This is a genomic window from Pseudomonas marginalis (assembly GCF_900105325.1).
GTDB lineage: Bacteria > Pseudomonadota > Gammaproteobacteria > Pseudomonadales > Pseudomonadaceae > Aquipseudomonas > Aquipseudomonas marginalis.
The window spans coordinates 2,078,500-2,101,111 of sequence record NZ_FNSU01000003.1 but is presented as its reverse complement, the minus strand read 5'-3'; the positions used below and the strand labels follow the sequence as shown (position 1 = coordinate 2,101,111).

Annotated in this window: 22 protein-coding genes; 4 read left to right on the top strand and 18 right to left on the bottom strand. The window is 63.6% G+C overall.

Annotated features, from left to right (window positions below; all coding sequences use genetic code 11):
* Nucleotides 1–5: 5 nt before the first annotated feature.
* The 14 genes from BLW22_RS18785 to BLW22_RS18720 form a co-directional block, all read right to left on the bottom strand.
* The gene (locus tag BLW22_RS18785) at nt 6–869 is read right to left on the bottom strand and encodes a LysR family transcriptional regulator (RefSeq protein WP_027606159.1); all 864 of its coding nucleotides are present in this window, start codon (nt 867–869) and stop codon (nt 6–8) included.
* A 127-nt stretch (nt 870–996) separates the two neighbouring features.
* Nucleotides 997–1,476, bottom strand: coding sequence for a DUF2846 domain-containing protein (locus tag BLW22_RS18780; protein ID WP_159440254.1), 480 nt, complete (start codon nt 1,474–1,476; stop codon nt 997–999).
* Nucleotides 1,477–1,594: 118 nt separating this feature from the next.
* Nucleotides 1,595–2,989 (bottom strand): amidase, encoded by a 1,395-nt coding sequence (locus BLW22_RS18775; RefSeq protein WP_074847247.1) that lies wholly within the window; start codon nt 2,987–2,989, stop codon nt 1,595–1,597.
* On the bottom strand, nt 2,982–4,253 hold the full coding sequence (locus tag BLW22_RS18770) for a Zn-dependent hydrolase (protein ID WP_074847246.1): 1,272 nt from the start codon (nt 4,251–4,253) through the stop codon (nt 2,982–2,984). Before BLW22_RS18770 ends, BLW22_RS18775 begins: the two co-directional genes overlap by 8 nt.
* A 13-nt stretch (nt 4,254–4,266) precedes the next feature.
* Nucleotides 4,267–4,962 (bottom strand): ABC transporter ATP-binding protein, encoded by a 696-nt coding sequence (locus BLW22_RS18765; RefSeq protein WP_065923779.1) that lies wholly within the window; start codon nt 4,960–4,962, stop codon nt 4,267–4,269.
* Nucleotides 4,962–5,711, bottom strand: a complete 750-nt coding sequence (locus tag BLW22_RS18760) for an ABC transporter ATP-binding protein (RefSeq protein WP_074847245.1) — start codon at nt 5,709–5,711, stop codon at nt 4,962–4,964. Before BLW22_RS18760 ends, BLW22_RS18765 begins: the two co-directional genes overlap by 1 nt.
* Nucleotides 5,708–6,718, bottom strand: a complete 1,011-nt coding sequence (locus BLW22_RS18755; RefSeq protein ID WP_065923781.1) for a branched-chain amino acid ABC transporter permease — start codon at nt 6,716–6,718, stop codon at nt 5,708–5,710. The genes BLW22_RS18760 and BLW22_RS18755 overlap by 4 nt, the downstream gene beginning before the upstream one ends.
* A gap of 1 nt (nt 6,719) precedes the next feature.
* Nucleotides 6,720–7,580 (bottom strand): branched-chain amino acid ABC transporter permease, encoded by an 861-nt coding sequence (locus BLW22_RS18750; RefSeq protein WP_065923782.1) that lies wholly within the window; start codon nt 7,578–7,580, stop codon nt 6,720–6,722.
* A 67-nt stretch (nt 7,581–7,647) separates the two neighbouring features.
* Nucleotides 7,648–8,847, bottom strand: coding sequence for an ABC transporter substrate-binding protein (locus BLW22_RS18745; RefSeq protein ID WP_074847244.1), 1,200 nt, complete (start codon nt 8,845–8,847; stop codon nt 7,648–7,650).
* Between the two features lie 123 nt (nt 8,848–8,970).
* Nucleotides 8,971–9,741 (bottom strand): FadR/GntR family transcriptional regulator, encoded by a 771-nt coding sequence (locus tag BLW22_RS18740; protein WP_065923784.1) that lies wholly within the window; start codon nt 9,739–9,741, stop codon nt 8,971–8,973.
* Nucleotides 9,742–9,848: 107 nt separating this feature from the next.
* Nucleotides 9,849–10,598, bottom strand: coding sequence for an alpha/beta fold hydrolase (locus BLW22_RS18735; RefSeq protein WP_065948435.1), 750 nt, complete (start codon nt 10,596–10,598; stop codon nt 9,849–9,851).
* 108 nt (nt 10,599–10,706) lie between these two features.
* A complete protein-coding gene (locus tag BLW22_RS18730; RefSeq protein ID WP_074847243.1) occupies nt 10,707–12,119 on the bottom strand; it encodes an efflux transporter outer membrane subunit in 1,413 nt (470 codons plus the stop codon).
* Nucleotides 12,112–14,082 (bottom strand): MacB family efflux pump subunit, encoded by a 1,971-nt coding sequence (locus BLW22_RS18725; protein ID WP_065923787.1) that lies wholly within the window; start codon nt 14,080–14,082, stop codon nt 12,112–12,114. Before BLW22_RS18725 ends, BLW22_RS18730 begins: the two co-directional genes overlap by 8 nt.
* A gap of 1 nt (nt 14,083) precedes the next feature.
* Nucleotides 14,084–15,253 carry an efflux RND transporter periplasmic adaptor subunit gene (locus tag BLW22_RS18720; protein ID WP_074847242.1) on the bottom strand — a complete coding sequence of 390 codons (1,170 nt, stop codon included), beginning with the start codon at nt 15,251–15,253 and terminating at the stop codon, nt 14,084–14,086.
* Between the two features lie 346 nt (nt 15,254–15,599).
* On the opposite strand from BLW22_RS18720, the gene BLW22_RS18715 reads away from it, so the two are divergent.
* From BLW22_RS18715 to BLW22_RS18700, 4 genes are all read left to right on the top strand, one after another.
* Nucleotides 15,600–16,082 carry a sigma-70 family RNA polymerase sigma factor gene (locus tag BLW22_RS18715; RefSeq protein WP_065923789.1) on the top strand — a complete coding sequence of 161 codons (483 nt, stop codon included), beginning with the start codon at nt 15,600–15,602 and terminating at the stop codon, nt 16,080–16,082.
* Nucleotides 16,083–16,201: 119 nt separating this feature from the next.
* Nucleotides 16,202–17,539, top strand: a complete 1,338-nt coding sequence (locus BLW22_RS18710) for a lysine N(6)-hydroxylase/L-ornithine N(5)-oxygenase family protein (RefSeq protein ID WP_065948432.1) — start codon at nt 16,202–16,204, stop codon at nt 17,537–17,539.
* A 184-nt stretch (nt 17,540–17,723) separates the two neighbouring features.
* Nucleotides 17,724–18,944: a putative DNA modification/repair radical SAM protein gene (locus BLW22_RS18705; RefSeq protein ID WP_027606175.1), complete on the top strand. Its 1,221-nt coding sequence runs from the start codon at nt 17,724–17,726 to the stop codon at nt 18,942–18,944.
* The gene (locus BLW22_RS18700) at nt 18,941–19,774 is read left to right on the top strand and encodes a TIGR03915 family putative DNA repair protein (protein ID WP_065923791.1); all 834 of its coding nucleotides are present in this window, start codon (nt 18,941–18,943) and stop codon (nt 19,772–19,774) included. The genes BLW22_RS18705 and BLW22_RS18700 overlap by 4 nt, the downstream gene beginning before the upstream one ends.
* A gap of 52 nt (nt 19,775–19,826) precedes the next feature.
* On the opposite strand, the gene BLW22_RS18695 is transcribed toward BLW22_RS18700, so the two are convergent.
* From BLW22_RS18695 to BLW22_RS18680, 4 genes are read right to left on the bottom strand one after another with little or no spacing between them, the layout of a single operon-like run.
* Nucleotides 19,827–20,324, bottom strand: coding sequence for an Lrp/AsnC family transcriptional regulator (locus tag BLW22_RS18695; protein ID WP_053138651.1), 498 nt, complete (start codon nt 20,322–20,324; stop codon nt 19,827–19,829).
* 5 nt (nt 20,325–20,329) lie between these two features.
* A complete protein-coding gene (locus BLW22_RS18690; RefSeq protein ID WP_074847241.1) occupies nt 20,330–21,160 on the bottom strand; it encodes an ABC transporter ATP-binding protein in 831 nt (276 codons plus the stop codon).
* A 3-nt stretch (nt 21,161–21,163) separates the two neighbouring features.
* Nucleotides 21,164–21,877: an ABC transporter permease gene (locus BLW22_RS18685; RefSeq protein ID WP_065923793.1), complete on the bottom strand. Its 714-nt coding sequence runs from the start codon at nt 21,875–21,877 to the stop codon at nt 21,164–21,166.
* Nucleotides 21,874–22,575 carry an ABC transporter permease gene (locus BLW22_RS18680; RefSeq protein ID WP_027606180.1) on the bottom strand — a complete coding sequence of 234 codons (702 nt, stop codon included), beginning with the start codon at nt 22,573–22,575 and terminating at the stop codon, nt 21,874–21,876. Before BLW22_RS18680 ends, BLW22_RS18685 begins: the two co-directional genes overlap by 4 nt.
* Between the last annotated feature and the right edge of the window lie 37 nt (nt 22,576–22,612).

Below are 22,612 nucleotides of genomic sequence, written 5' to 3'. Positions count from 1 at the left end.
GGGATTCAGATCAACGGGTCCCAGCGCTGCGACCAGTCACTCTCGGCCTTGACCACTTCACGCAGCAGCCCCAGGGCCTGTTGCAACACCGCCGAATCCCGTGCCCGCGAGTACACCAGGAACGTCGGGAAGCTGAACTCCGGGGCCTTGGGCACGCGCTGCATCACGCCGCTGTCCAGGTAGCTCTGTACCACCCGCGTGCGGAAATAGCCGGCGCCGCCGTTCTCGAGGATGTACTGCAATGCCAGCGGCCCGAGGTTGAAACTTACCGCCGCGCGAGCCCTGTCGGGCAGGGCCGCGTCGTGCTGCTGGCGGAAACCAGGGCCCCAATCGATGTAGACGTACGGGGCCGGTTTGCTCGTCAATTGCACCAGGATCAGTTTTTCTTCCAGCACCTGCTCCACCTGCAACCCCGGCCAGTACTGCGGCTGGAACACCAGCGCGGCATCGAGTACGCCGAGCTCCAGCTGCCGCAGCAGGTATTCACCTTCACGCACTTCGGTGCGCAGGGCATGCCCGGGGATCTGTTCGCGCAGGGCCCGGGCCCAACCGAGCATCAGCGGGTTGCACAGGCTGACTTCACCGCCGATATGCAGCACATTGCGATAGCCATCGGGCAGCGGCAGGTCACGCCGCGCGGCTTCCCAGGTTTGCAGCAACTGGTTGGCGTACACCACAAACGCCTCGCCGTCGGCGGTCAGGCGTGCACCGGCGCGGTTGCGCACGAACAGCGTACTGCCCAGCTGGCTTTCCAGGTTTTTAACGCGTGCGGTGATGGCGGTCTGGGTGACGTGCAGTTTCTCGGCTGCGGCGGCCAGGCTGCCGCAGCGGGTGATTTCCAGGAAAGTGCGTGCCAGTTCGATGTCCATGAAGCCCCCGGGGATGAATGGGGGACATTGTAGAGGCAGGGGATTGGAGTGCGCTCAGAAAATGTGCGAGGGGGCTTGCCTCCGAAGACGCCTTCTGGGATGCCCAGGGTGTTCAAAAGGGATAGATTTATTTGGATTTGGCCAAGCGGTACTTGGGCATGAACTTCACGGCAGTATCGGCAGGCAGTAGCGCCCACCGGAAATAGTGCATGGAGCCTCGATAGATATTGTTGTTCATGTCGCCCAGGGTCAAACCGTCCTTGGGTTCTGCCCACAAATCCTGATCCACCACGAAGTAGCTCTGGCCAGCCTTGACGGACAAGTCAAACTGGCGCGTGGCTTCGTCCGTGAGGATTGAGGTTTTGTTGGAGCTGACGCGGTGCACGCCGGCTGGCAAGTCCACCTTGAAGTAGCCGCCGGTAGGCAGCCCCCCAAGGCACTGGCCATCGACGTGGACTTCGGTGATGAATTGCGGGCTCATGAGGCGATACTCGCGCACGAAGTAAACGGTGGCCTTGTCGCTGGCTGTCTGGGCTGGCGTTGTGAAGTAAGGCTGACCCAGCAGTGGGTCGGTATGCGCGCAGCCTTGCAAGCAGGCAAGCGCCAAGAAAAGACCTGTCCATGTGAGTATTCTTGGCATTGCGTAAAACTCCTGAAAACATTGAGGGCGCGAGAATAGCACTGAGTCAGGCGTCAACGCATTCCGCAGGCACAGTGGCTATTTATCAGACCGGGGCATGCAAGTGTCGGGTTGGAAATGCTCGCGCATACACCTGGCATACCCTCAACACCTGCTCATCGGCAAACCGCGCCGCCACCACATGCAACCCCACCGGCAAGCCATTCGCCGCCAAGCCGCACGGCACCGACGCCGCCGGTTGCTGGGTGAGGTTGAAGGGGTAGGTGAACGGTGTCCACTCGGTCCATTCCTGCATCCCGGAACCGGGCGGTACGTTGTGTCCGGCCTCGAACGCGGTGATCGGCATCATCGGCGAGACCAGCACGTCGTAATGCTCGTGGAACGCCGCCATCCGGGCCACCAGCGCGGCGCGGGCTTCGAGGGCTGCGTTGAAGTCATCCAGGCTCAACTGCTCGCCACGCTGGGCAATGCGCAGCAGCCCAGGGTCCAGCAGTTGTTTCTGTGCGTCGCTCATGGACCCGGTCAGGCGTGCCGCGCCCGCCGCCCACAAGGTGCTGAACACCTCCAGCGGGTCGCTGAAGCCAGGGTCGATCTGCTCGACATGGGCACCCAGCTGCACCAGGCCCTCGACCGCCTGGGCGACCACCCTGGCCACCTGCGGGTCGACATCCACGTAGCCAAACGTGGGGCTGTAGGCCACGCGCAGGCCGTTCAAATCCGTGTGCGGCGTGAGCCATGGCGTGGTCCTCGGCGCGCCGATCAGGCCATCCCGCGCATCCGGCTGTGCCACGGCCTGCAGCATCAGCACGCTGTCTTCCACGGTGCGGGTCATCGGCCCCAGGTGCGACAGGATGGTCATCGAACTGGCCGGCCACTGCGGCACATAGCCGAACGTCGGCTTGATCCCGAAGGTGCCGGTAAACGCGCAGGGGATGCGGATCGAGCCGCCGGCATCGCTGCCCTGGTGCAGCACGCCCAGGTTCAATGCAGCTGCCGCGCCCGCGCCGCCAGACGAGCCGCCTGCGGTGGTGCGTGTGTCCCACGGGTTGCGCGTGATGCCGTACAGCGGGTTATCGGTGACGCCTTTCCAGCCGAATTCCGGGGTGGTGGTCTTGCCCAGCAGCACCGCGCCGGCCTTGCGCATAAAGGCTGGGAAGGGCGCGTCGACGTCCCACGGACCCTCGGCCGACGAGGTGCGCGAGCCCTTGCGGGTGGGCATGCCGAGCGTCAGCGTGAGATCCTTGATCGAGGCGGGCACGCCATCCAGGGCACCGCAGGGCTCACCCTTCAACCAGCGGTGCTCCGAGGCCCGCGCGGCGCGCAGCGCGCCCTCGGGGTCCACATGGCAGTAGGCGTTGACCATCGGGTTGTAGCGTTCGATGCGCAGCAATGCATCCTCGGTGACCTCCACCGGCGACAGGGTCTTGTCGCGAAAATGCGCCAGCAGTTGTACGGCCGTCAGTTCACCTATGTCACTCATGGCTATTCCCCTGTGCCGCGTTGACCATGGCGCGCAACAACACGGCGCTCCCGGCCGCCAGGTCATCCGGCGCGGCGTTTTCGATTTCGTTATGGCTGATGCCGCCTTCGCACGGCACAAAGATCATCCCGGCCGGGCCCAGTTCGGCGACGAAAATCGCGTCATGCCCGGCGCCGCTGACGATGTCCATATGGCTCAGGCCTAAGGCACTCGCCGCATCACGCACGGCGTTGACGCAGGCCGGGTGGAAGTCCAGCGGCGGGAAGTCGGCGGTGGGCGTCAGTTCGAAGGTCAACCCGTGCCGGGCTGCTGTGGCTTCGATCACGCCACGTACTTCATCGACCATGGCCTGCAGCTTGTCGGCATGCAGGTGGCGCAGGTCGAGGGTCATGTGCACCTGGCCGGGAATCACATTGCGCGACCCCGGGTGCAGGCTCAGGCAGCCGACCGTGCCGCAGGCGTGAGGTTGCTGCTGGTGGGCGATACGGTTGACCGCGCTGACCACCTCGGCGGCGCCCACCAGGGCATCCTTGCGCAGGTGCATCGGCGTCGGCCCGGCGTGGGCTTCGACGCCGGTGAGGGTCAGGTCGAACCACTTCTGGCCCAGGCAGCCCATGACCACGCCAATGGTGGTGGCCTGGTCTTCCAGCACCGGGCCTTGCTCGATATGCGCTTCGAAATACGCGCCGACCGGGTGGCCCAACACCGCGCGGGCACCGGCATAGCCGATGCGCTGCAACTCGGCGCCCACCGACAGGCCTTGCTCGTCCTGTTTGGCGAGGGTGTCCTGCAAGTCGAACTTACCGGCAAATACCCCGGAGCCCATCATGCACGGCGGGAAGCGCGAGCCTTCTTCATTGGTCCATACCACCACTTCGAGCGGCGCCTGGGTCTCGATGTTCAAATCGTTGAGGGTGCGGATCACTTCCAGCCCGGCCATCACCCCGTAGCAACCATCGAACTTGCCGCCGGTGGGTTGGGTGTCGATATGGCTGCCGGTCATCACCGGCGGCAGTGCCGGATTACGCCCAGGGCGGCGGGCGAAGATATTGCCGATGGCGTCGACACTGACGCTGCACCCGGCGGCCTCGCACCACTGCACAAACAAGTCACGGGCCTGGCGGTCCAGGTCGGTGAGGGCCAGGCGGCACACGCCGCCCTTGACCGTGGCGCCCAGTTGCGCCAGGTCCATCAGCGATTGCCACAGGCGGTCGCGGTTGATCAGCGGGGCGTTGCCCTGGAGCGGTTGCGCAAAACTGTTCATCTGCATTCTCCCGTCAGGCGCTCAGCGCCAGGTAGCGGTTCTTGATCGTCGGGTCGGCGCGGAAGGCGGCGGCACTGCCTTCGTAGACCACGCGGCCCTGTTCGAGGACGTAATGGCGGTCGGCGAGCTTGTCGCAGACCATCAGGTTCTGTTCCACCAGCAGCACCGGCAGGCCGTCGTCCTTGACCTTGCGCAGGATCTTCACCAGTTCGTCGACGATCACCGGGGCCAGGCCTTCGGTGGGTTCGTCGAGGATCAGCAGCTTCGGATCGTTGAGCAGGGCGCGGGCGATCGCGAGCATCTGTTGCTCGCCGCCGGAGAGCGCATGGCCGGCGTTCCTGCGCCGCTCCTTGAGGCGCGGGAACATGCCGTACACGTCTTCAAGCTGCCAGCGGCTGCTCTTGCGGACGGCAATGCGCAGGTTTTCCTCGACGGTCAGCAGGCGGAAGATCCCGCGATTCTCCGGCACCAGCGCCAGGCCCTGGCGCGCGATTTCAAAGATTTTCTGCCCCACCAGCGCCTGGCCGTTGAAGTGGATCTGGCCCTGGCGTGGGCAGATGATGCCGAGGATGCTGCGCAGGGTGGTGGTCTTGCCGGCACCGTTGCGCCCGAGCAGGGTCACCAGTTCGCCGGGGTTGACCCTCAGCGACACGCCTTCGAGCACGTGACTCTTGTCATAGTAGGAATGGATATTCTCGACGATCAACATCAGGCAGCCTCCCCAAGGTAAGCACTGCGCACGCGTTCATCGGCACGCACGAACTCCGGCGTGCCTTCCACCAGGATCTGCCCGTGGCTCATCACGGTGATACGTTGGCTGATGGACATGACGATGCTCATGTTGTGTTCGATCAACAGCACCGTGTGGTCGCGGCCGAGGTCGCTGATCAACTGGGTCATGATCGGGATGTCATCGATGCCCATGCCCGAGGTGGGCTCGTCGAGCATCAACAGTTTGGGCTTGGAGCAGATCGACATGCCCACCTCCAGCACCCGTTGCTGGCCGTGGGACAACTCGCCGGCCAGGGTCTCGGCGCGGGCGCTGAGTTGCAGGCGTTCGAGCACCTGGTCGGCCATCTCCAGGTGTTCGCGCTTGCTGTCCACGCGGCGCCAGAAATTCAACGCACGTGCACCGTCGCGGCCCTGGGCGGCGAGGCGCAGGTTTTCGCGCACGCTGAGGTTCTGGAACAGGCTGGTGAGCTGGAACGAGCGCGCCATGCCCAGGCCGACGCGCGCGTGGGCGGGCTTGCGCATCAGGTTCTTGCCGTTGAAATGAATCGCCCCGGCCGTGGCCTGGCGTTCACCGGTCAGGCAGTGGAACAGGCTGGTCTTGCCCGCACCGTTGGGGCCGATGATGGTGTGGATGGTGCCGGCTTCGACCTTGAGGTTCACGCCGTTCACCGCACGGAACGCGCCATAGGCCAGTTCCAGGTCCTGGGTTTCCAACAAGATGCTCATAGCCCTTCCTCCTTGGCGACGACGACGGCCTTGCGACGGCCGCGCACGCGCTCGAACAACGCGGCCAGGCCGCCCCACAAACCGCCGCGCATGAAGATCACCACCAGGATCAGGATCACCCCCAGCAGCATCAGCCAACGGGGCCACAGGTCGGAAAGAAAATCCCCCAGCAGCACGATGGACCCGGCGCCCAGCAACGAACCGAACAGCGAGCCGGTGCCGCCGATGATGGTCATGATCAGGATGTTTTCGGACATCGCCAGGTCGATATTCGACAGCGGCACAAAGTGCAGCAGCATGGCGTACAGCGCCCCGGCAATTCCGGTGACTGCGCCGGACAGCACGAACACCAGGATCTTGAAGTGCCGCGTGTCGTAGCCGATGGCCGAGGCGCGGGTTTCGTTTTCGCGGATCGCCATCAACGTGCTGCCGAACGGCGAGGCGATCACCCGGCGTGCGCCGATGAAGATCAGCAGGAACAGCACCGCGACAAAACCATAGAACGCGCGGGCGTCGGCCAGGGACAACAGCACGGCGTCGCCGATGCGGATTTCCGGGCGTGGCACGCTGAGCAGGCCGTTATCGCCGCCGGTCCAGTCGCTCAAGGTGTAGGCGACAAAGTACGCCATCTGGCTGAAGGCCAATGTGAGCATCACGAAGTAGATGCCGGTGCGCCGGATCGCCAGGGCACCCACCAGCAAGGCCAGGAAACCACCGGCGATGGCGGCGCCCAGCAGCGCGGTGAACAGGCCCAGTTGCAGGTGGATCATCAGCAGCGCCGCGCAGTAGGCACCGGCACCAAAGAAGATGCCTTGGCCGAATGACAGCAGCCCGGTGTAGCCCAGCAACAGGTTGCAGGCCAGGGCCGCCATGGCAAAGATCAGAATCTCGCTGGCCAGGGTCGCCGAGGGCAATAGCACGGGCAGGCCGATCAGCACCGCCACGACCCACAGCAACATGGCGCGTGATTGGGTTTTGGCAAACGGCAGGGGATTTTTCTCGCTCATGTCAGGCTCTCCCAAACAGGCCGTAAGGCCGCACCAGAATCACCACGGCCATGGCGCCGTAGATCATCAGGCTCGCGCCTTGGGGCCAGAGTGTGGTCATCAGGCTTTGCACCACGCCCACCAGCAAACCGCCGACCAGCGCACCGCTGAACGAGCCCATGCCGCCGATCACCACCACCACGAAGGCGATGCCGAGAATCTCCGGGCCAACGAACGGCTGCGCACCGCGCAACGGCGCGAACAGCACCCCGGCCATGCCGGCCAGGCCCACGCCGAGGGCGAAGGTCATGGAGAACAGGCGGAAGATATTCGTGCCGAGCAGCGACACGGTCTCGGTGCTTTCACTGCCGGCGCGCACCAGGGCGCCGAAGCGTGTGCGTTCCAGCAGCAGCCACAGGCCCAGGCCCACCAGCCCGGAAAACACGATGAGGAACAGGCGGTAGTAGGGGTAGACGAAATCACCCACCACCAGCACGCCGCGCAGCAGTTCCGGCACGGCGACGCTTTTGCCCACCGGGCCCCAGATCATTACGCTGGCTTCCTGGATGATCAGTGCGATGCCCAGGGTGACCAGGATCTGGAACATGTGCGGCAAGTGATAGATCCGCTGGATCAACAGCCGCTCGATCACCCAGGCCAACGCGGCCACCACCAGCGGCGCAATCAACAGCGCCAGCCAGAAGTTGCCGGTGAGGCTCACGGCGGTGTAGCAGATGTAGGCGCCCAGCAGGAAGAACGCGCCGTGGGCGAAGTTGACGAAGTTGAGCAGGCCGAAAATGATCGTCAGCCCGACCGCGATCAGGAAGTAGATCATTCCCAATCCAAGGCCGTTGAGTATCTGGAACAGGTAAAGATTAAGCATGCAGAAACCCTCGAACAGGTGGCCGCCCGGGCGGCCCTGCCGTGTACAACGGTGGTGTTTTAGCGGATCAGGCGAGCGTGCAGCCCGTGGCTTCCACCGGCGGGAAGGACTGGCCGGCGCTGAGTACCTTGGCCAGGTCATCCTTGTCGGCCATCTCGCCGGCGGCCTTGCCGACCAGCAGGTAGTAGTCCTTGATCACCTGGTGGTCGCCGGCGCGGATCGACTCCTTGCCGGTGGGGCCTTCGAAACTCAGGCCCTGCATGGCCTTGGCCACGGTCGGCCCGTCGAAGCTGGCGGTGGCGATGATGGTGTCGAGCATGACTTTGGTGCTGATGTAGTCGGCGGCCAACGGGTAGGTGGGGTTGATGCCGTACTTGGCCTGGGTCAGCTTGACCAGTTCGCGGTTGAGCGGGGTGTCGACCTGATGCCAGTACTGCGCGCCGAGGTACACGCCGTCGAGGATATCGCTGCCCAGTTCCTGGAACTGGTCGAGGCCGGCGGACCACACCAGCAGCACTTTCATGCGCTCCTTGATGCCGAAGTTCACCGCCTGGCGCAGGGTGTTGGACGATTGGCTGCCGAAATTCAGCAACACCAGCACGTCGGGTTTGGTGGAGATGGCGTTGGTCAGGTAGCCGGAGAATTCCTGCTCCTGCAGCGAGTGGTAGCTGTTGCCGACATGCTCCAGGCCATGTTCCTTGAGTACGTTTCTGGCGCCTTCGAGCAGCGCTTCGCCGAACACATATTGCGGCGTGATGGTGTACCAGCGCTTGGCATCCGGCAGCAGCTTGATCAGCGGCACCATGGTTTCGCGGATCGCGCCGTAGGTAGGTACCGACCAGCGGAACGTGGCGTGGTTGCAGTCTTTGCCGGTGACTTCATCGGCACCGACCGGGGTCATGAATACACCGCCGACCTTGTCGACTTCCTTGGCCACCGCGAGTGCCGACGACGACAGCGTGCAGCCCTGGAAGAAGCGCGCGCCGTCCTGCTGGATCGCCTCCTGCACCTTGCGCACGGCCTTGCCGGCGTTGCCCTCGGTGTCGATGACCTTGTAGTTCAAGGGGCGGCCCAGTAGCTCGGTGTGTTGTGCCACCGCCAGGCGCGAACCCATGTCGGCAAACTTGCCATAGCTGGCAAAGGCGCCGGACATGGACTTGAGGCCGTAAAAGGTAAAGGGCTCGGCGGCGAATGCCGAACGCACGCTCAGTGGAAGACTGAGGGCGGCGGCGGTAAGACTGGCTTTCAATAACGTACGACGCTGCATGGGGTGACTCCCTGGTTTAGTTATTGGCAGGAGTAGCAAGGGCGATACGGTGGAGCAGGGCCTGTGGGCAGGCCTGTTATTGGGATAACGCAGTGAATGCAGTCAACTGTGGGAGGGGTGTTTTCAGTGGTTGTGGTCGAACTCCAGTAGAAAGTGCGGGCTGACCTGGCCTTCCAGCGCGGTCATATGGTGTTCGGCGTCGCACATATGTTCATGCATCAGGCTGCGTACCGCGCCTTCATCCCCGGCGCGAAAGGCGTTCAGCAGCTGTTTGTGATAGTCGAGGTTGGCCGCGTCGAACTGCTTGCGCTTGGGCTTGTAGGCTTTTTTCAGTACCACCAGGTCGCGCAGCAGGTCGTTGAGAAATTGCGCCATAAAGCTCAGCAACGGGTTGGGGCAGGCCTTGGCCAGCAGGTTGTGGAACTCCAGTTCCGCCAGGCGTTGCTCGCGCTGGCCGGCTTCGCTGTCTTCGGGGGCGCTGCAGAAATCCACGTTGTCCTGCAATGCCCGGTAGTCGTCCTCACTCAGGCGCCCGAGCACCGACACCGCCAGTTCCACTTCGATGACCTTGCGCAACTGGTACACCTGCTCGCCGTCCAGATGCTGGAAGTGCAGGTAGTTACGCAGCGCGCGGCTGGCGGGTTCAGTGCCGGCCTGGTTCAGGTACGCACCGCCGCTGGGGCCGGTGCGCGTACTCACCAGCCCCTCGACCTCCAGGGCCTTGAGCGCTTCACGGGCCGAGCCCTTGGAGCACTGGAAGCTCTCCATCAGCTCACGCTCGGTGGGCAGGCGGTCGCCGGGCTTCAAGGCGTCGGTGACGATAGAGCGCTTGACCGACTCGACAATCACGTCGGACAGCTTCTGGCGTTTGCGGCGTAGCGGGCGACTCAGCATGGGTTCGATTTATCGTATTAATGCGGATAAATAGCACTTAATAACGATTGCGACGGAGCGTCAACGCAGGGTGTCGTTTTCGGCGGCAACAGGTCGTAAACGACGCGCTACTGCCTGCCTGCCACGTCAAGGCAGCGAGTCGACGGTGGCGGCTGTTTGCCATAGGCGAGGAAGTCACCCACCCATCGGTTGATACAGCCGCCGGCGTCCGGTTTGGCGGGCTCCTTGAGGCGCAGTTGTTCGACCCCAAGCCTACCCGCCATGGTGTGTTCGGCGTTGACCAGCACCATGCGTGCGACGCGCTCGGGAAACACTGCGGCATAGCGGCTGCCCAGGCGCGTGGCGATGGTGTCCCCCAGGTAATGCAGTTGGGCGTCGCCCAACTGGGCGCGGACGTACTCCATGTCCCGTACGGCCTGTTCGACGCCATGCTCCTGAGTGAGGTCGCGGGGGCTGAGTTCGATCATGTCGTAGCGGTTGAGCAGCGTGCGATAGGCTTGTGTTGAATACGTGTCCCAGCGGCTGGCGAGGTGAATGGCGAAGGTGCTTCCGTAGTTTTTTTGCGCGGTGTCGCCGGCCTGGGTGAAGACCACGCCCTTGCGGTTCAGGGGATCGCGGGCGCCGACACGGGTCAGGTAGAGGCGCTGGTGGCCTTGCCAGGGGGCGGCATGGTTGCGCGGTACGGTGACGATGCCGCACTGGGTGCGCGACAGCACCTCGGGGTCAAGCCGTTCGGTGGTGGGGAGGGGGCAATCGAGCAGCCAATCAATGGCGGTGGGTTTGATCAGTGGCTCTGCCTGGCCAAGGGTTGCCATCAACCAGAGACAGCCGCACGCGAGGTATTTTGCAACATTCATCCAGTGTTCCCTGGCAGCCGTGTGATAGCGGCATTTTTTACCAAGGAACCTGAGTCGAAGAATGTAGGGGCGGTAGACGACTTATGTACGAAACTGGAGTTTCGTTTATCAGATGCTGGTTTTCCAACCGCCGCCCAATGCCTTGTACAGCGCAATGCTGGCCTGCAGGCGTGACAGTCGCAATTGCACGTTCAAGTCCTGGGCGGCATACAGGGTGCGCTGGGTTTCCAGTACCGTCAGCAAGTCCTCGGCACCCGCCTGGTAGCGGCTTTCGGCGATCTGGAAGGCGGTTTGGGCCTGTTGCAGTTCTTCCGTTTGCCAGTGGCGCTGCTGGTCCAGGCGCGTGATGCTGCTGAGGGCTTTTTCCACATCGGCAAAGCCGTTGATGATCGCGCCGCGGTAGGTTTGCAACAGCTCATCCTGGCGCGCGCGCGCCTTGTCGCGCTCGGCGCTTAAACGGCCGTTGTTGAAGATCGGCCCGACCAGGCCGGCCGTCAGCGTGTAGTAGGGGCTGCGCAGGACGTCCACGGCCTTGTAGGCATCGGAGCCGAGCGTGGCGCCGAGGGTCAGGGCCGGCAGCATGGCGGCGCGGGCCACGGTGACGTCCGCCTGGGCTGCCGCCAGTTCGGCCTCGGCCTTGGCAATGTCCGGCCGGCGGCTGAGCAGCTGGCTGGGCATGCCGGCGCCGATGGTTGGCCAGGTCAGCTCCTGGAAGGGTTCGGCGCCCAGGTCCAAGGCCTGGACCGGTTGGCCGAGGAGGGCGGCAAGGGTGATCTGGGATTCTTCGGCCAGTTGTTGAATCAACGGCAGCTGGCGTTGCTGGCTGGCCACCAGGCTTTTCTGCTGGGCCAGTTCCAGGGCCGTAGCGGAGCCTGCGTCGTAACGGGTCTGCACCAGGTCGAGGACGTTACGCGCATTGGTCAGGTTCAACTCGGCGATCTGCTGGCGCTGGCGCGCCGCGAGGGTTTGCGCGTAGCGGTCGGCGACGTTGCTGAGCAAGGTCAGTTCCACGGTGGCCTGGTCGAACTCGCTGGCGCGCAGACTGTGCAGGGCACTGTCACGGGCAGCGGCGCGGCCACCCCAGAAATCCACTTCGTAGCTGGCGGTGAAGTTGGCGCCGAAATTATCGACGGCGTCATCGCTTTGTGAGGCGTCAAGGTCCGGCCCGCCCGTGCCGTGCAACAACTTCTGGTGGCTGGCGGCAAGGTTGAACTTCACCTCGGGCAACAGTGGCGCCCCGGCAATCACCGCCGTGGCCTGGGCCTGGCGCACGCGGGCCATGGCGGCGGCCACGTCGAAGCTGTCACGCCGGGCCTGGTCGACCAGGCGGTTCAACTGCGGGCTGCCGAACTGCGTCCACCAGCGCTGGTTAGTGGCCTGGGCGGCGTCGCGTTCAGCGAACTGCCAGGCAGCCGGCGGCGCAATAGCGCTGTCCACGGCGGGCGGGTCACCGGCGCAGGCCGTGAGCAGCAGGCACAGGCCAAGTGCGGGCAGGTACGGGGGAATGGATCGTTTATTCACTGGTCAACGCCTTAACTGGATCGAGCCGGGCAGCTTTACGGGCCGGCATGAAGCCGAATACGACGCCGGTGACCAGTGCGCAAGCGAATGCGCCAAACACCGCCACCAGGGAGAACTGCACCGCCACCTTGGCCAGCACCAGCACGCCACCCACCAGCAGGGCCAGGGCAATGCCACACAGGCCGCCGACCACCGACAGCATCACCGCCTCGGTCAGGAACTGGCGCAGGATGTCGCGCTGGCGCGCGCCGGTGGCCATGCGAATGCCGATCTCGCGGGTGCGTTCGCGCACGGTCATCAGCATGATGTTCATCACGCCAATGCCGCCTACCAGCAGGGAAATCGCGGCAATCGAGCCGAGCATCAGCGACAGGGTATTCTGGGTGCGCGCCTCGGCCTGGATCATCGCCGCGTTGTTGGTCAGCTCGTAGTCGCGCTTGCCGTTGTGCAGCTTTTGCATCAACTGATCGATGGCCACTTCGGCCTCGTGGACTTTGCGCGCATCGGCGGCGGCAATCACCACGTATTCGGGGTTGTAGCTGCCGAACAGGCGCACGCTGGCGGCGGTGTAGGGGATGGCGATACGGTCATCACTGTCTTTGTTGCCGGAGCTGGCGCCTTTCTCCGCCAGCACGCCGATCACCTGGAACGGTACGTTTTCGATCAGGATGTACTGGCCGATGGGGTCGACCTCTCCCTTGAACAGCTTTTCCCGCACGCGATGGCCGATCACCGCCACGGTGGCGGCCGCATGCTCGTCGGCCGCCGTGAAGTAACTGCCCTCGACCACCGGCCAGTTGAAAATGTCCGGGAAATTGGTGTCATTGCCGCCCACATAGGCCATGTAGTCGACGTTGCCATAGCGCACGCCGGCTTCGGTGCCGTTGACCGGCATGATGCGCTTGATCTGGGGCAGCGCCGCCAGCGCCGCGACGTCATTGAGGGTGACGATACCCAGCGGCGTGCGCGGGTTGGGCGATGAGCCGCTGAGGTAGAGGATGTTGGAACCGAACGCGCCCATCTGCGCCATGACCTGGCGTTTGCTGCCTTCGCCCACGGCCAGCATCACCACCACCGAGGCTACGCCGATGATGATCCCCAGCAGGGTCAGCGCGGTGCGAAAACGGTTGATCCACATCACCCGCCAGGCGGCCTGGACCGCGTCCAGCAGTTCGGCCTTCCAGGCGCCATTGTGTTCGGCGCCGTCGGCCAGGCGCTGGCGCAGGTCCACGGCTTGCAGCGCGCCGCGGGTGGCGGGTGGGGGCGCTGCTTCGTCATCGGCCGAGTCACTGATGATCAGGCCATCGCGAATCTCGATGATGCGGTTGGCCCGCGCCGCGACTTCACGGTCGTGGGTGATCAGGATCACCACATGGCCCTGGCTGGCCAGTTCGTCCAGCAGGGTCATTACCTCGGCGCCGCTGTGGCTGTCGAGGGCGCCGGTGGGTTCATCGGCAAGGATGATGTGGCCGCCGTTCATCAGCGCCCGAGCGATCGAGACACGCTGTTGTTGACCGCCGGACAGCTGGTGCGGACGGTTACCGGTGCGCTCGGCCAGGCCCAGGCGTGTGAGCAGCGCGTGGGCGCGGGCATGGCGTTCGGCGGCGCTGATGCCGGCGTAGATCGCCGGCATCTCGACGTTCTCCTGGGCCGAGCCCGAGGGGATCAAATGGTAGCCCTGGAACACAAAGCCGAACGCCTCGCGGCGCAGCCAGGCCAGTTCGTCGCTGTCCAGGTGGGCGACGTTTTCCCCCGCGAACAGGTACTCGCCCAGGCTTGGGCGGTCGAGGCAACCGAGGATATTCATCAACGTGGACTTGCCGGAACCGGAAGCCCCGACGATGGCGACGAATTCCCCGGCGTGGATCGACAGGTCGATGCCGCGCAACACGTCGACCTGCGGGCTGTCGCCACCGCCGTAGGATTTGCGGATGTTCTTGAGTTCGATCAGGGGCGTGGTCACCTCAACCCCCGTTGCCGTCGGCCGGGCCGATCAGCAGGTGATCGCCTTCGTGCAGGCCGTCGAGCACTTCGACCCGCAGGCGATCGCTGATGCCCAGGTGCACTTCACGTTCTTCGATGCGGCCGTTGGTGGCGACCACGCGGGCGATATGCTTGTCGGCACTTGAGGTGCCCAGCAGCGCGGCCACCGGTGCGGTGAGGACATCCTTGACCTGGCTGGCGACGAAAAATACCTGGGCGGTCATTTCGGCCATCAGCGCGTTGTCGCTGTTGTCCACGTCCAGCAGCACGGTGTACAGCACCACGCGACCGCTGCCGCTCTTGCTGGAACTGTTGGGGCTGCCGCTGCCCTGGGTTTCATTCAGCGGCTTGGGCGGGATCGGCAGGATCTGCCGCACGGTACTGGTCCAGCGCCGGTTGCCGCCGCTGAGGGTGGTGAAGTAGGCGGTCATGCCCGGTTTGACGTGGCCGATGTCGGCTTCCGAGACTTCCGCCCACACGGTCATCGGCGACAACTTGGCGATCCGCAGGATCAGCGGCGTCTGCTGCTGGGCATTGAGGGTCTGGCCGACGCGCGCGTCCACCGCGACCACGGTGCCGGTCATCGGTGCGTAGATGCGCGTATAGCCCAGTTCCGCTTCATCGCTGCGCAGGCTGGCCTGGGCCTGGAGAATCTGCGCCTGGAACATGTCCATCCGGGCCTGGGTGGCACTCAGTTCGGCCTTGGCGGTTTGCACGTCTTCCTCGCGGGTGGCGTTGCCGGCGGCCAGGCGCTGCTGGCGCTGGTACTTCTGGCGGGCCAGGGCGTGCTGGGCCTTTTGCTCCTGCAACTGGGCCTTGAGGTTTTCGATGGCGTAGCGGCTGGCATCGAGCTTGGCTTTTTGCGTCGAGGGGTCGATCTCCACCAGCAATTGGCCCTCCTGCACCCGGTCGCCGGCTTCAACGTGGATCTTGCGAATCTGCCCGGACGCCTGGGCGCCCACGTCGACATACCGGCGCGGTTGCAGGGTGCCCAGGGCCGTGACGCTGTTTTCGATAGTGCCGCGGGTGACGGTGACGGTGGTCAGGTTGTCACGCCCCGGCGGCAACACCTGCCAGGCGGCGACGGCGATGATGGGAATCAGGCACGCGATAGCGAGCAAGGCGCGTCGGGCAGGTCGAGGGCGTTTCATGCTTAGGTTCCAGCCGGGAAAGTTCGGAGCGCAGTTGCGCAGAGCTGACAGTTAAACGAGAGAATTGGCCGAGGATTTAGGGTGTTACATAAGTGGTTACAGGTCTTGTGGAGAAAAAAAACGGCCTGTAGGTGCAAGTCTTGTTTAAAAGTAGATGAGAATTACTATAAATTGCACCTACCCAAACTGCCATTACTGAATGGCCTGTATTTGTGTAGGAGCGAGCTTGCTCGCGAAGAGCTCAATGACGCCGCGTTCACTCTGGTTTCCCGCGTTATCGTTGACGTACTTCGCGAGCAAGCTCGCTCCTACAGGACCTAATGCCGCCACCCGGTGGCCGGGAGTCATGTTGGAAAACTACTATCGCGAGCTGGTGTGTTTCCTCAACGCCAAGCTGGGCAACCGTCAGGTGGCCGAGGATGTGGTGCATGACGCTTATGTCCGGGTGCTGGAACGTTCCAGCGAGACGCCCATCGAACAGCCGCGTGCCTTTTTGTATCGCACCGCGCTGAACCTGGTGATCGATGGCCACCGGCGTAATGCCCTGCGCCAGGTCGAACCCCTGGAGGTGCTCGACAGCGAGGAGCGCTTTGCCGCCTGTTCGCCCCATGCCACCCACGACTACGGCCAACGCCTGGCCTTGCTCGAACGCGCCCTGGCCGAGCTGCCGGCGGCCTGTCGCGACAGCTTCCTGCTGCGCAAACTCGAGGGCCTGAGCCACCTGCAAATCGCCGAGCGCCTGGGTATTTCCCGCACCCTGGTGGAAAAACACATCGTCAACGCCATGAAGCACTGCCGGGTGCGGATGCGCGAGTGGGACGCGCACTGATCACTGATCGGTTAAATTTTTTTTCACTGTCCTCGTTTCCTATCAACACATGACCTGTTGTGCAGGTCTCGAAGGTATTCCCGCCCCACCGCCAAGGGGCTTATCCAGAGGACACTGGAATGACACAGGCAATTGCTTCGCCCGCGGTTCATGACCTGATCGGTATCGGTTTCGGCCCTTCGAACCTGGCGCTGGCCATCGCCCTGCAGGAGCGTGAAAAGGCGCAGGGCAAACTGGACGTACTGTTTCTTGACAAACAGGCCGATTACCGCTGGCACGGCAATACCCTGGTGACCCAGAGCGAATTGCAGATTTCGTTCCTCAAGGACCTGGTGACCCTGCGCAACCCCACCAGCCCGTACTCCTTCGTCAATTACCTGAAAGCCCACGACCGCCTGGTGGACTTCATCAACCTGGGCACCTTCTACCCGTGCCGCATGGAGTACAACGACTACCTGCGCTGGGTCGCGGGGCAGTTCCAGGCCCAGGCCCGCTACGGCGAGGAAGTGCTGGCCATCGAGCCGATCCTGCACCAGCAACAGGTCGAGGCATTGCGCGTGATCTCTCGCGATGCCCTAGGCGAGCAGCATGTGCGCACCACCCGTTCGGTGGTGGTCAGCGCCGGCGGCACCCCGCGCATTCCCGAAACCTTCAAGGCCCTCAAGGGCGACAGCCGGGTGTTCCACCATTCCCAGTACCTGGAGCGCATGGCCACCCAGCCTTGCGTGGACGGCAAGGCGATGCGCATCGCCATCATCGGTGGTGGCCAGAGCGCGGCCGAAGCCTTTATCGACCTGAACGACAGCTTCCCATCGGTACAGGTCGACATGATCCTGCGCGGTTCGGCGCTCAAGCCCGCCGATGACAGCCCGTTCGTCAACGAAGTGTTCTCGCCGGCTTTCACCGACCTGGTGTTCCAGCAAGTCGGTGCCGAGCGCGAGCGCCTGGTCGCCGAGTACCAGAACACCAACTATTCGGTGGTCGACCTCGACCTGATCGAGCGCATCTACGGGATTTTCTACCGCCAGAAAGTCTCCGGCATCGCCCGCCAGGCCTTCCGCACCATGACCGTGGTCGAGAAGGCCACCCCCGGCCCCCTGGGCATCGAACTGGCCCTGCGCAACAACGCCAGCGGCGAAACCAGCGTCAACCATTACGACGCGGTGATCCTCGCCACCGGCTACGAGCGCGAGACCCACCGCGCATTGCTGGCGCCGCTGGAGGAGTATCTGGGTGATTTTGAAGTGGCGCGCGACTACCGCATCGTCACCGATGAGCGCTGCAAGGCCGGCATCTACATCCAGGGCTTCAGCCAGGCCAGCCATGGCTTGAGCGATACGTTGCTGTCGGTACTGCCGATTCGCGCGGATGAGATTGCGGCGTCGCTGTTCGAGCATGATCGTCACCGTGGCCAGGGCCGCTCGGTGCAGGATTTGCTGCTCGCCACTGCCAGCTGACCGCCCTTGTAGGAGCGAGCTTGCTCGCGAAAATCGTCAACGATACGCGGGCATTCTGGATTAACGCGTTGTTCTTGCGTTCTTCGCGAGCAAGAACTAGGCGTCCCCCTCGCTCCTACAGGTGGTACTAGCAACACTGTTGGGCTACTGGTACTGTACAAAAAACCAGTATCGGTAGCCTTCCATGCAGTTGATCGAAAAACTCAGCATCCTTGCCGACGCGGCCAAGTACGACGCCTCCTGCGCCAGCAGTGGCGCGCCCAAGCGCAGTTCGGAGGGCAAGGCGGGTCTGGGCTCCACCGATGGCATGGGCATCTGCCACAGCTACACGCCGGACGGTCGTTGCGTATCCTTGCTCAAGGTGTTGCTCACCAACTTCTGCCTCTACGACTGCCAATACTGCGTCAACCGCCGCTCCAGCGACGTGCCCCGTGCACGCTTCAGCCCGGAGGAGGTGGTCACCCTGACCCTGGATTTCTACAAGCGCAACTGCGTCAGCGGGCTGTTCCTCAGCTCCGGCATCATTCGTTCGGCCGACTACACCATGGAGCAGTTGGTGCGGGTGGCCAAACTGCTGCGCGAAGAGCATGACTTTCGCGGTTACATCCACCTCAAGACCATCCCCGAAGCCGACCCGGCGCTGATTGCCGAGGCCGGGCGCTATGCCGACCGCCTCAGCGTGAATATCGAACTGCCCACCGATGCCAGCCTGCAAACCCTGGCGCCGGAAAAACAGATCGTCTCGATCAAGCAGGCCATGCAGACCATCTACACCGGCGAGCAGACGGTCCTGAACGAACCCCGCGCACCGCGTTTCGCCCCGGCCGGGCAGAGCACCCAGATGATCGTCGGCGCCGACGAGACCGACGACAGCACCATCCTCCACAGTGCCGAGGCGCTGTATGGCAACTTCAAGCTGCGCCGCGTGTATTACTCGGCCTTCAGCCCCATCCCCAACAGCCCGAAAAGCGTGCCACTGGCCGCGCCGCCGTTGATGCGCGAGCATCGCTTGTACCAGGCGGATTTCCTGCTGCGCAGCTACGGCTTCAGTGCCAACGAACTGTTCGAAGGCCCCGGCCACCTGGCCCTGGACATCGACCCCAAGCTGGCCTGGGCCCTGGAGCACCGCGAGGTATTCCCCCTGGACCTGAATCGCGCCGAGCCGACCTTGATCGCTCGCATCCCAGGGATCGGCCTGCGCACCACCCAGCGCCTGGTGGACCTGCGCCGCGAACGCAAGATCCGCTTTGAAGACCTGGCGCGCATGCGCTGTGTGCTGGCCAAGGCCAAGCCGTTTTTCATCACCAGTGACTACCACCCGCAACAGGCGGACAGCACCAGCGTGCTGCTGCGCGAGCAACTGCGCGACCGCCCGCAGCCGCAGCAGATGGGGTTGTGGGGATGATCAGCCTGGAATGCGACAACCTTTTCAGCACCTGGCGCGAACAGGCGCGCTGGCTGCTCAGCCATCAGGTCGACCCCAGCCAGGTCAGCTGGGGCGAGATGCAGGCGGCGGATCTGTTTGCGACCGATGAGCCGATCCCCGCAGGCTTGGGGCCGTTCCAGGCGCGCATTCCCAAGGCGCTGCTGGAGTTGCTGGAGTCGGCCGCCTGCTACCACGGCGACCAGCGTTGGAGCCTGTTGTACGAAGTGCTCTGGCGCGTCAGCCATGGCGACCGCACCGCGATGCTGGCGGGGGATAAACTCGGCACTGAGCTGCAGCGGCGCATCAAGCAGGTCAGCCGCGAGGCCCATCATCTGCATGCGTTTGTGCGCTTTATCGCCTTGCCGGCAGGGGCAGGGCCCGAGTTGCCGGAGTACGTCGCCTGGCATGAGCCGGCCCATGACATCCTCAAATCGGCCAGCCAGCATTTTGTCGGGCGCATGGGGCGCCATCGCTGGATGATCGCCACGCCGTTGGATGGGGTTTATTACGATGGCGAACAGTTGATTCATCAACGCCAATGCCCTGAGGCCTGGCAGCAGCTGGCGCAGAATGTCGAAGATCCCCACAGTGCGATGTGGCTGACGTACTACAGCCATATCTTCAACCCGGCGCGGTTGAACCCCAAGGTGATGGAAGGGCACTTGCCGAGCCGGTTCTGGAAGAATCTGCCGGAGGGCAAGTTGATCCCGGGGTTGATCAGCGAGGCACGTACGGGGAAGCAGAAGGATGGGCAGGCGAAGATGATTGGCACCAAGCTCGGCAAGCGTATTTCAAGCGGGCGCGGTTAAAAATCTGGGAGGGGCAAACCCCTCCCACATTGGATTTCCAGTGTTTGAGGATCTAGGCCAGTTCGATGGCGGTATTTTTCACCACCGCCAACTCCGGATGTGCCACCAACTTATCGATGTGCAACTCATCATTGTTCAGCCAGATCTCCGATACCACCCGGTAGTGCTCCATGTCCCGGCAGCGCATGCGCAGGCTGTAGTCGAACGGCCCGCTGATCAGCTGGCATTCGAACACCTGGGGGCACGCCTTCATACAGGCTTCGAAGGCCTTTTGCGCCGAGCGCCCGCTCTGGTTGGACAAGGCCACCAGCACCAGCAGCGACAGTCCGGGCGAGACCATCTGTACATCGATGATCGCGCCGTACCCGCGAATCACCCCGCGTCGCTCCAGCTTGCGCACCCGCTCCAGGCAGGGCCTGGGGGTGAGGTGCACCAGTGACGAGAGCTTTTCATAGGTGATACGCCCCTGGTGGCGCAGCACTTCGATGATCGCCTCATCGATGCGATCCAGCGCAGGGGAGGTATGGGGTCCGTTGGCCTTGGTATCCATGGGTTTCACTTCAAACGGTTGGAAAGAAATTGCTGCAAGCGCTCGCTGTTGGGGTGGTCGAGGATCTCGGCGCCGCCTTGTTCCTCGACTCGGCCCTGATGCAGGAACAGCACTTGGCTGGACACCTGGCGGGCAAAGCCCATTTCGTGGGTGACCATCAGCATGGTACGACCTTCCTCAGCCAACGTCTGTATGACTTTGAGGACTTCTCCTACAAGTTCGGGGTCGAGGGCGGAGGTGGGTTCATCGAACAGAATGATTTCCGGCTCCATCGCCAGGGCCCGCGCGATGGCCACGCGCTGTTGCTGGCCGCCGGACAGGAACGCCGGGTACTGATCGGCCACGCGGCCCGGCAGGCCGACCTTGTCGAGGTACGTGCGCGCGCGTTTTTCCGCTTCGGCGGCACTTACCCCCAGCACCCGGCGCGGGGCTATGGTGATGTTTTCCAGCACGGTCATGTGGCTCCACAGGTTGAAGTGCTGGAACACCATGGCCAGGCGCGTACGCAGGTTCTGCAATTGTTCCTGGTGCGGCGCACGGGCGCCGGCGCGGCCCTGGCGCATTTCGATGCTGATGCCGTCCAGGGTGATGACGCCGGCGTCCGGCTGTTCGAGAAAATTGATGCAGCGCAGCATCGTGCTTTTGCCCGAGCCGCTGGCGCCGATCAGGCTGATCACGTCGCCATTGCGGGCGTTGAGGGACACGCCCTTGAGCACTTCGTGTTCGCCGTAGCGTTTATGGATGCCTTCGACCTGCAGCTTGACGGCAGCAGTTGTCGCCTGGGTAACGGGTACATCGACAGGATAAGTGGCCAGGGCCTGCGCGGACTGATTCATGGGTTAGCCTCGGGTAGGAACAAGAAAACGCATCCAGCGACGTTCGGCCAGTCGGAACAGGCCCACCAGTGCAAAGGACAGCAGCATGTAGAGCAGGGCAGCGATGCCGAAGGCCTGGAACGTCAGGAACGTCTCGGCATTGGCATCGCGCGCCACCTTGAGGATGTCGGCGACGGTGGCGGTAAACGCCAGCGACGTGGCGTGCAGCATCAGGATCATTTCATTGCTGTAGGCCGGCAGCGCGCGGCGCAGTGCGGCAGGCACCACCACAAACAGGTTGAGGCGCCAGCCGTGCAGGCCATAGGCGCGGGCCGCTTCGAGTTCGCCGTGGGGAATGTTGCGGATCGCCCCGGCGAAGATTTCCACGGTGTAGGCGCAGGTGTTGAGCACAAAGGCCAGGAGGGTGCAGTTGAGGGCATTGCGGAAAAACTGGTTGAGCAGGGCGTTGTCTTGCACCACCTCCAGGCTGTACAGCCCGGTGTAGCAGATCAACAGTTGGATATACAACGGCGTGCCGCGGAACAGGTAGGTGTAGACCTCCACCGGCCAGCGCAGCCAGAAGTGTTCCGACACGCGGGCCAGCGCCAGGGGGATCGACAGGAAAAAACCCAGCACCACCGAGATAATGAACAGCCACAAGGTCATGGCAACGCCGGACAACCCGGTGCCATCGCTGAACAGGTAGGCCAGGCCGTATTGCTGGAACAGTTCGATCATCGCGCCATCCCCTTGATGCCGAGGTTATAGCGCCGTTCGAGGCGCTTGAAGATGCGGTTGGAGAGGGTGGTGATCACCAGGTACACCAGGCCCGCGAGGATCAGGAAGTACAACGGCTCGTTGGTGGTCTTGCCGGCGTTCTGCGCGGCCTTGACCAGGTCCGACAGGCCGATGATCGACACCAGCGCCGTGGACTTGAGCAGCACCAGCCAGTTATTGCCCAGGCCCGGCAGGGCAAAGCGCATCAGCTGCGGGAACAGCACCAGGTGAAAACGCTGCCAGCGGCTCAGGCCGTAGGCGGTGGCGGCTTCGAGTTGGCCGACCGGAACACTGAGGATCGCGCCACGGAAGTTCTCGGTGAAATACGCGCCGTAGATAAACCCCAGGGTGATGACCCCAGCGGTAAACGGGTCGATTTCAAAGTAGTCCCAGCCGAACACTTCGCTCAGGTCGTTGAGCCACAGTTGCAGGCTGTAGAAAATCAGCAGGATCAGCACCAGGTCCGGCACGCTGCGGATCAGCGTGGTGTACAGCGTGGCCGGCACCCGCAGCCATTGGGCGCTGGAAAGTTTGGCGCCGGCGGCGATCAGGCCCAGGGCGAGGCTCAGGGCCAGCGCCAGGAGCGCCAGCTTGACCGTCATCCAGGCACCCTGGGCGAGCATCGGGCCGTAGCCTTGCAGGTTGAGGAGTTCGTTCATGGGGAGATCTCTAAAGGGCGCAGACATACCCCTGTGG

Bases quoted from the DNA above. Each gene is read 5' to 3' on its own strand.
- BLW22_RS18785 (WP_027606159.1), bottom strand. From the start codon at position 869: ATGGACATCGAACTGGCACGCACTTTCCTGGAAATCACCCGCTGCGGC.
- BLW22_RS18775 (WP_074847247.1), bottom strand. From the start codon at position 2,989: ATGAGTGACATAGGTGAACTGACGGCCGTACAACTGCTGGCGCATTTT.
- BLW22_RS18770 (WP_074847246.1), bottom strand. From the start codon at position 4,253: ATGAACAGTTTTGCGCAACCGCTCCAGGGCAACGCCCCGCTGATCAAC.
- BLW22_RS18765 (WP_065923779.1), bottom strand. From the start codon at position 4,962: ATGTTGATCGTCGAGAATATCCATTCCTACTATGACAAGAGTCACGTG.
- BLW22_RS18760 (WP_074847245.1), bottom strand. From the start codon at position 5,711: ATGAGCATCTTGTTGGAAACCCAGGACCTGGAACTGGCCTATGGCGCG.
- BLW22_RS18755 (WP_065923781.1), bottom strand. From the start codon at position 6,718: ATGAGCGAGAAAAATCCCCTGCCGTTTGCCAAAACCCAATCACGCGCC.
- BLW22_RS18750 (WP_065923782.1), bottom strand. From the start codon at position 7,580: ATGCTTAATCTTTACCTGTTCCAGATACTCAACGGCCTTGGATTGGGA.
- BLW22_RS18745 (WP_074847244.1), bottom strand. From the start codon at position 8,847: ATGCAGCGTCGTACGTTATTGAAAGCCAGTCTTACCGCCGCCGCCCTC.
- BLW22_RS18740 (WP_065923784.1), bottom strand. From the start codon at position 9,741: ATGCTGAGTCGCCCGCTACGCCGCAAACGCCAGAAGCTGTCCGACGTG.
- BLW22_RS18735 (WP_065948435.1), bottom strand. From the start codon at position 10,598: ATGAATGTTGCAAAATACCTCGCGTGCGGCTGTCTCTGGTTGATGGCA.
- BLW22_RS18720 (WP_074847242.1), bottom strand. From the start codon at position 15,253: ATGAAACGCCCTCGACCTGCCCGACGCGCCTTGCTCGCTATCGCGTGC.
- BLW22_RS18715 (WP_065923789.1), top strand. From the start codon at position 15,600: ATGTTGGAAAACTACTATCGCGAGCTGGTGTGTTTCCTCAACGCCAAG.
- BLW22_RS18710 (WP_065948432.1), top strand. From the start codon at position 16,202: ATGACACAGGCAATTGCTTCGCCCGCGGTTCATGACCTGATCGGTATC.
- BLW22_RS18705 (WP_027606175.1), top strand. From the start codon at position 17,724: ATGCAGTTGATCGAAAAACTCAGCATCCTTGCCGACGCGGCCAAGTAC.
- BLW22_RS18700 (WP_065923791.1), top strand. From the start codon at position 18,941: ATGATCAGCCTGGAATGCGACAACCTTTTCAGCACCTGGCGCGAACAG.
- BLW22_RS18695 (WP_053138651.1), bottom strand. From the start codon at position 20,324: ATGGATACCAAGGCCAACGGACCCCATACCTCCCCTGCGCTGGATCGC.
- BLW22_RS18690 (WP_074847241.1), bottom strand. From the start codon at position 21,160: ATGAATCAGTCCGCGCAGGCCCTGGCCACTTATCCTGTCGATGTACCC.
- BLW22_RS18685 (WP_065923793.1), bottom strand. From the start codon at position 21,877: ATGATCGAACTGTTCCAGCAATACGGCCTGGCCTACCTGTTCAGCGAT.
- BLW22_RS18680 (WP_027606180.1), bottom strand. From the start codon at position 22,575: ATGAACGAACTCCTCAACCTGCAAGGCTACGGCCCGATGCTCGCCCAG.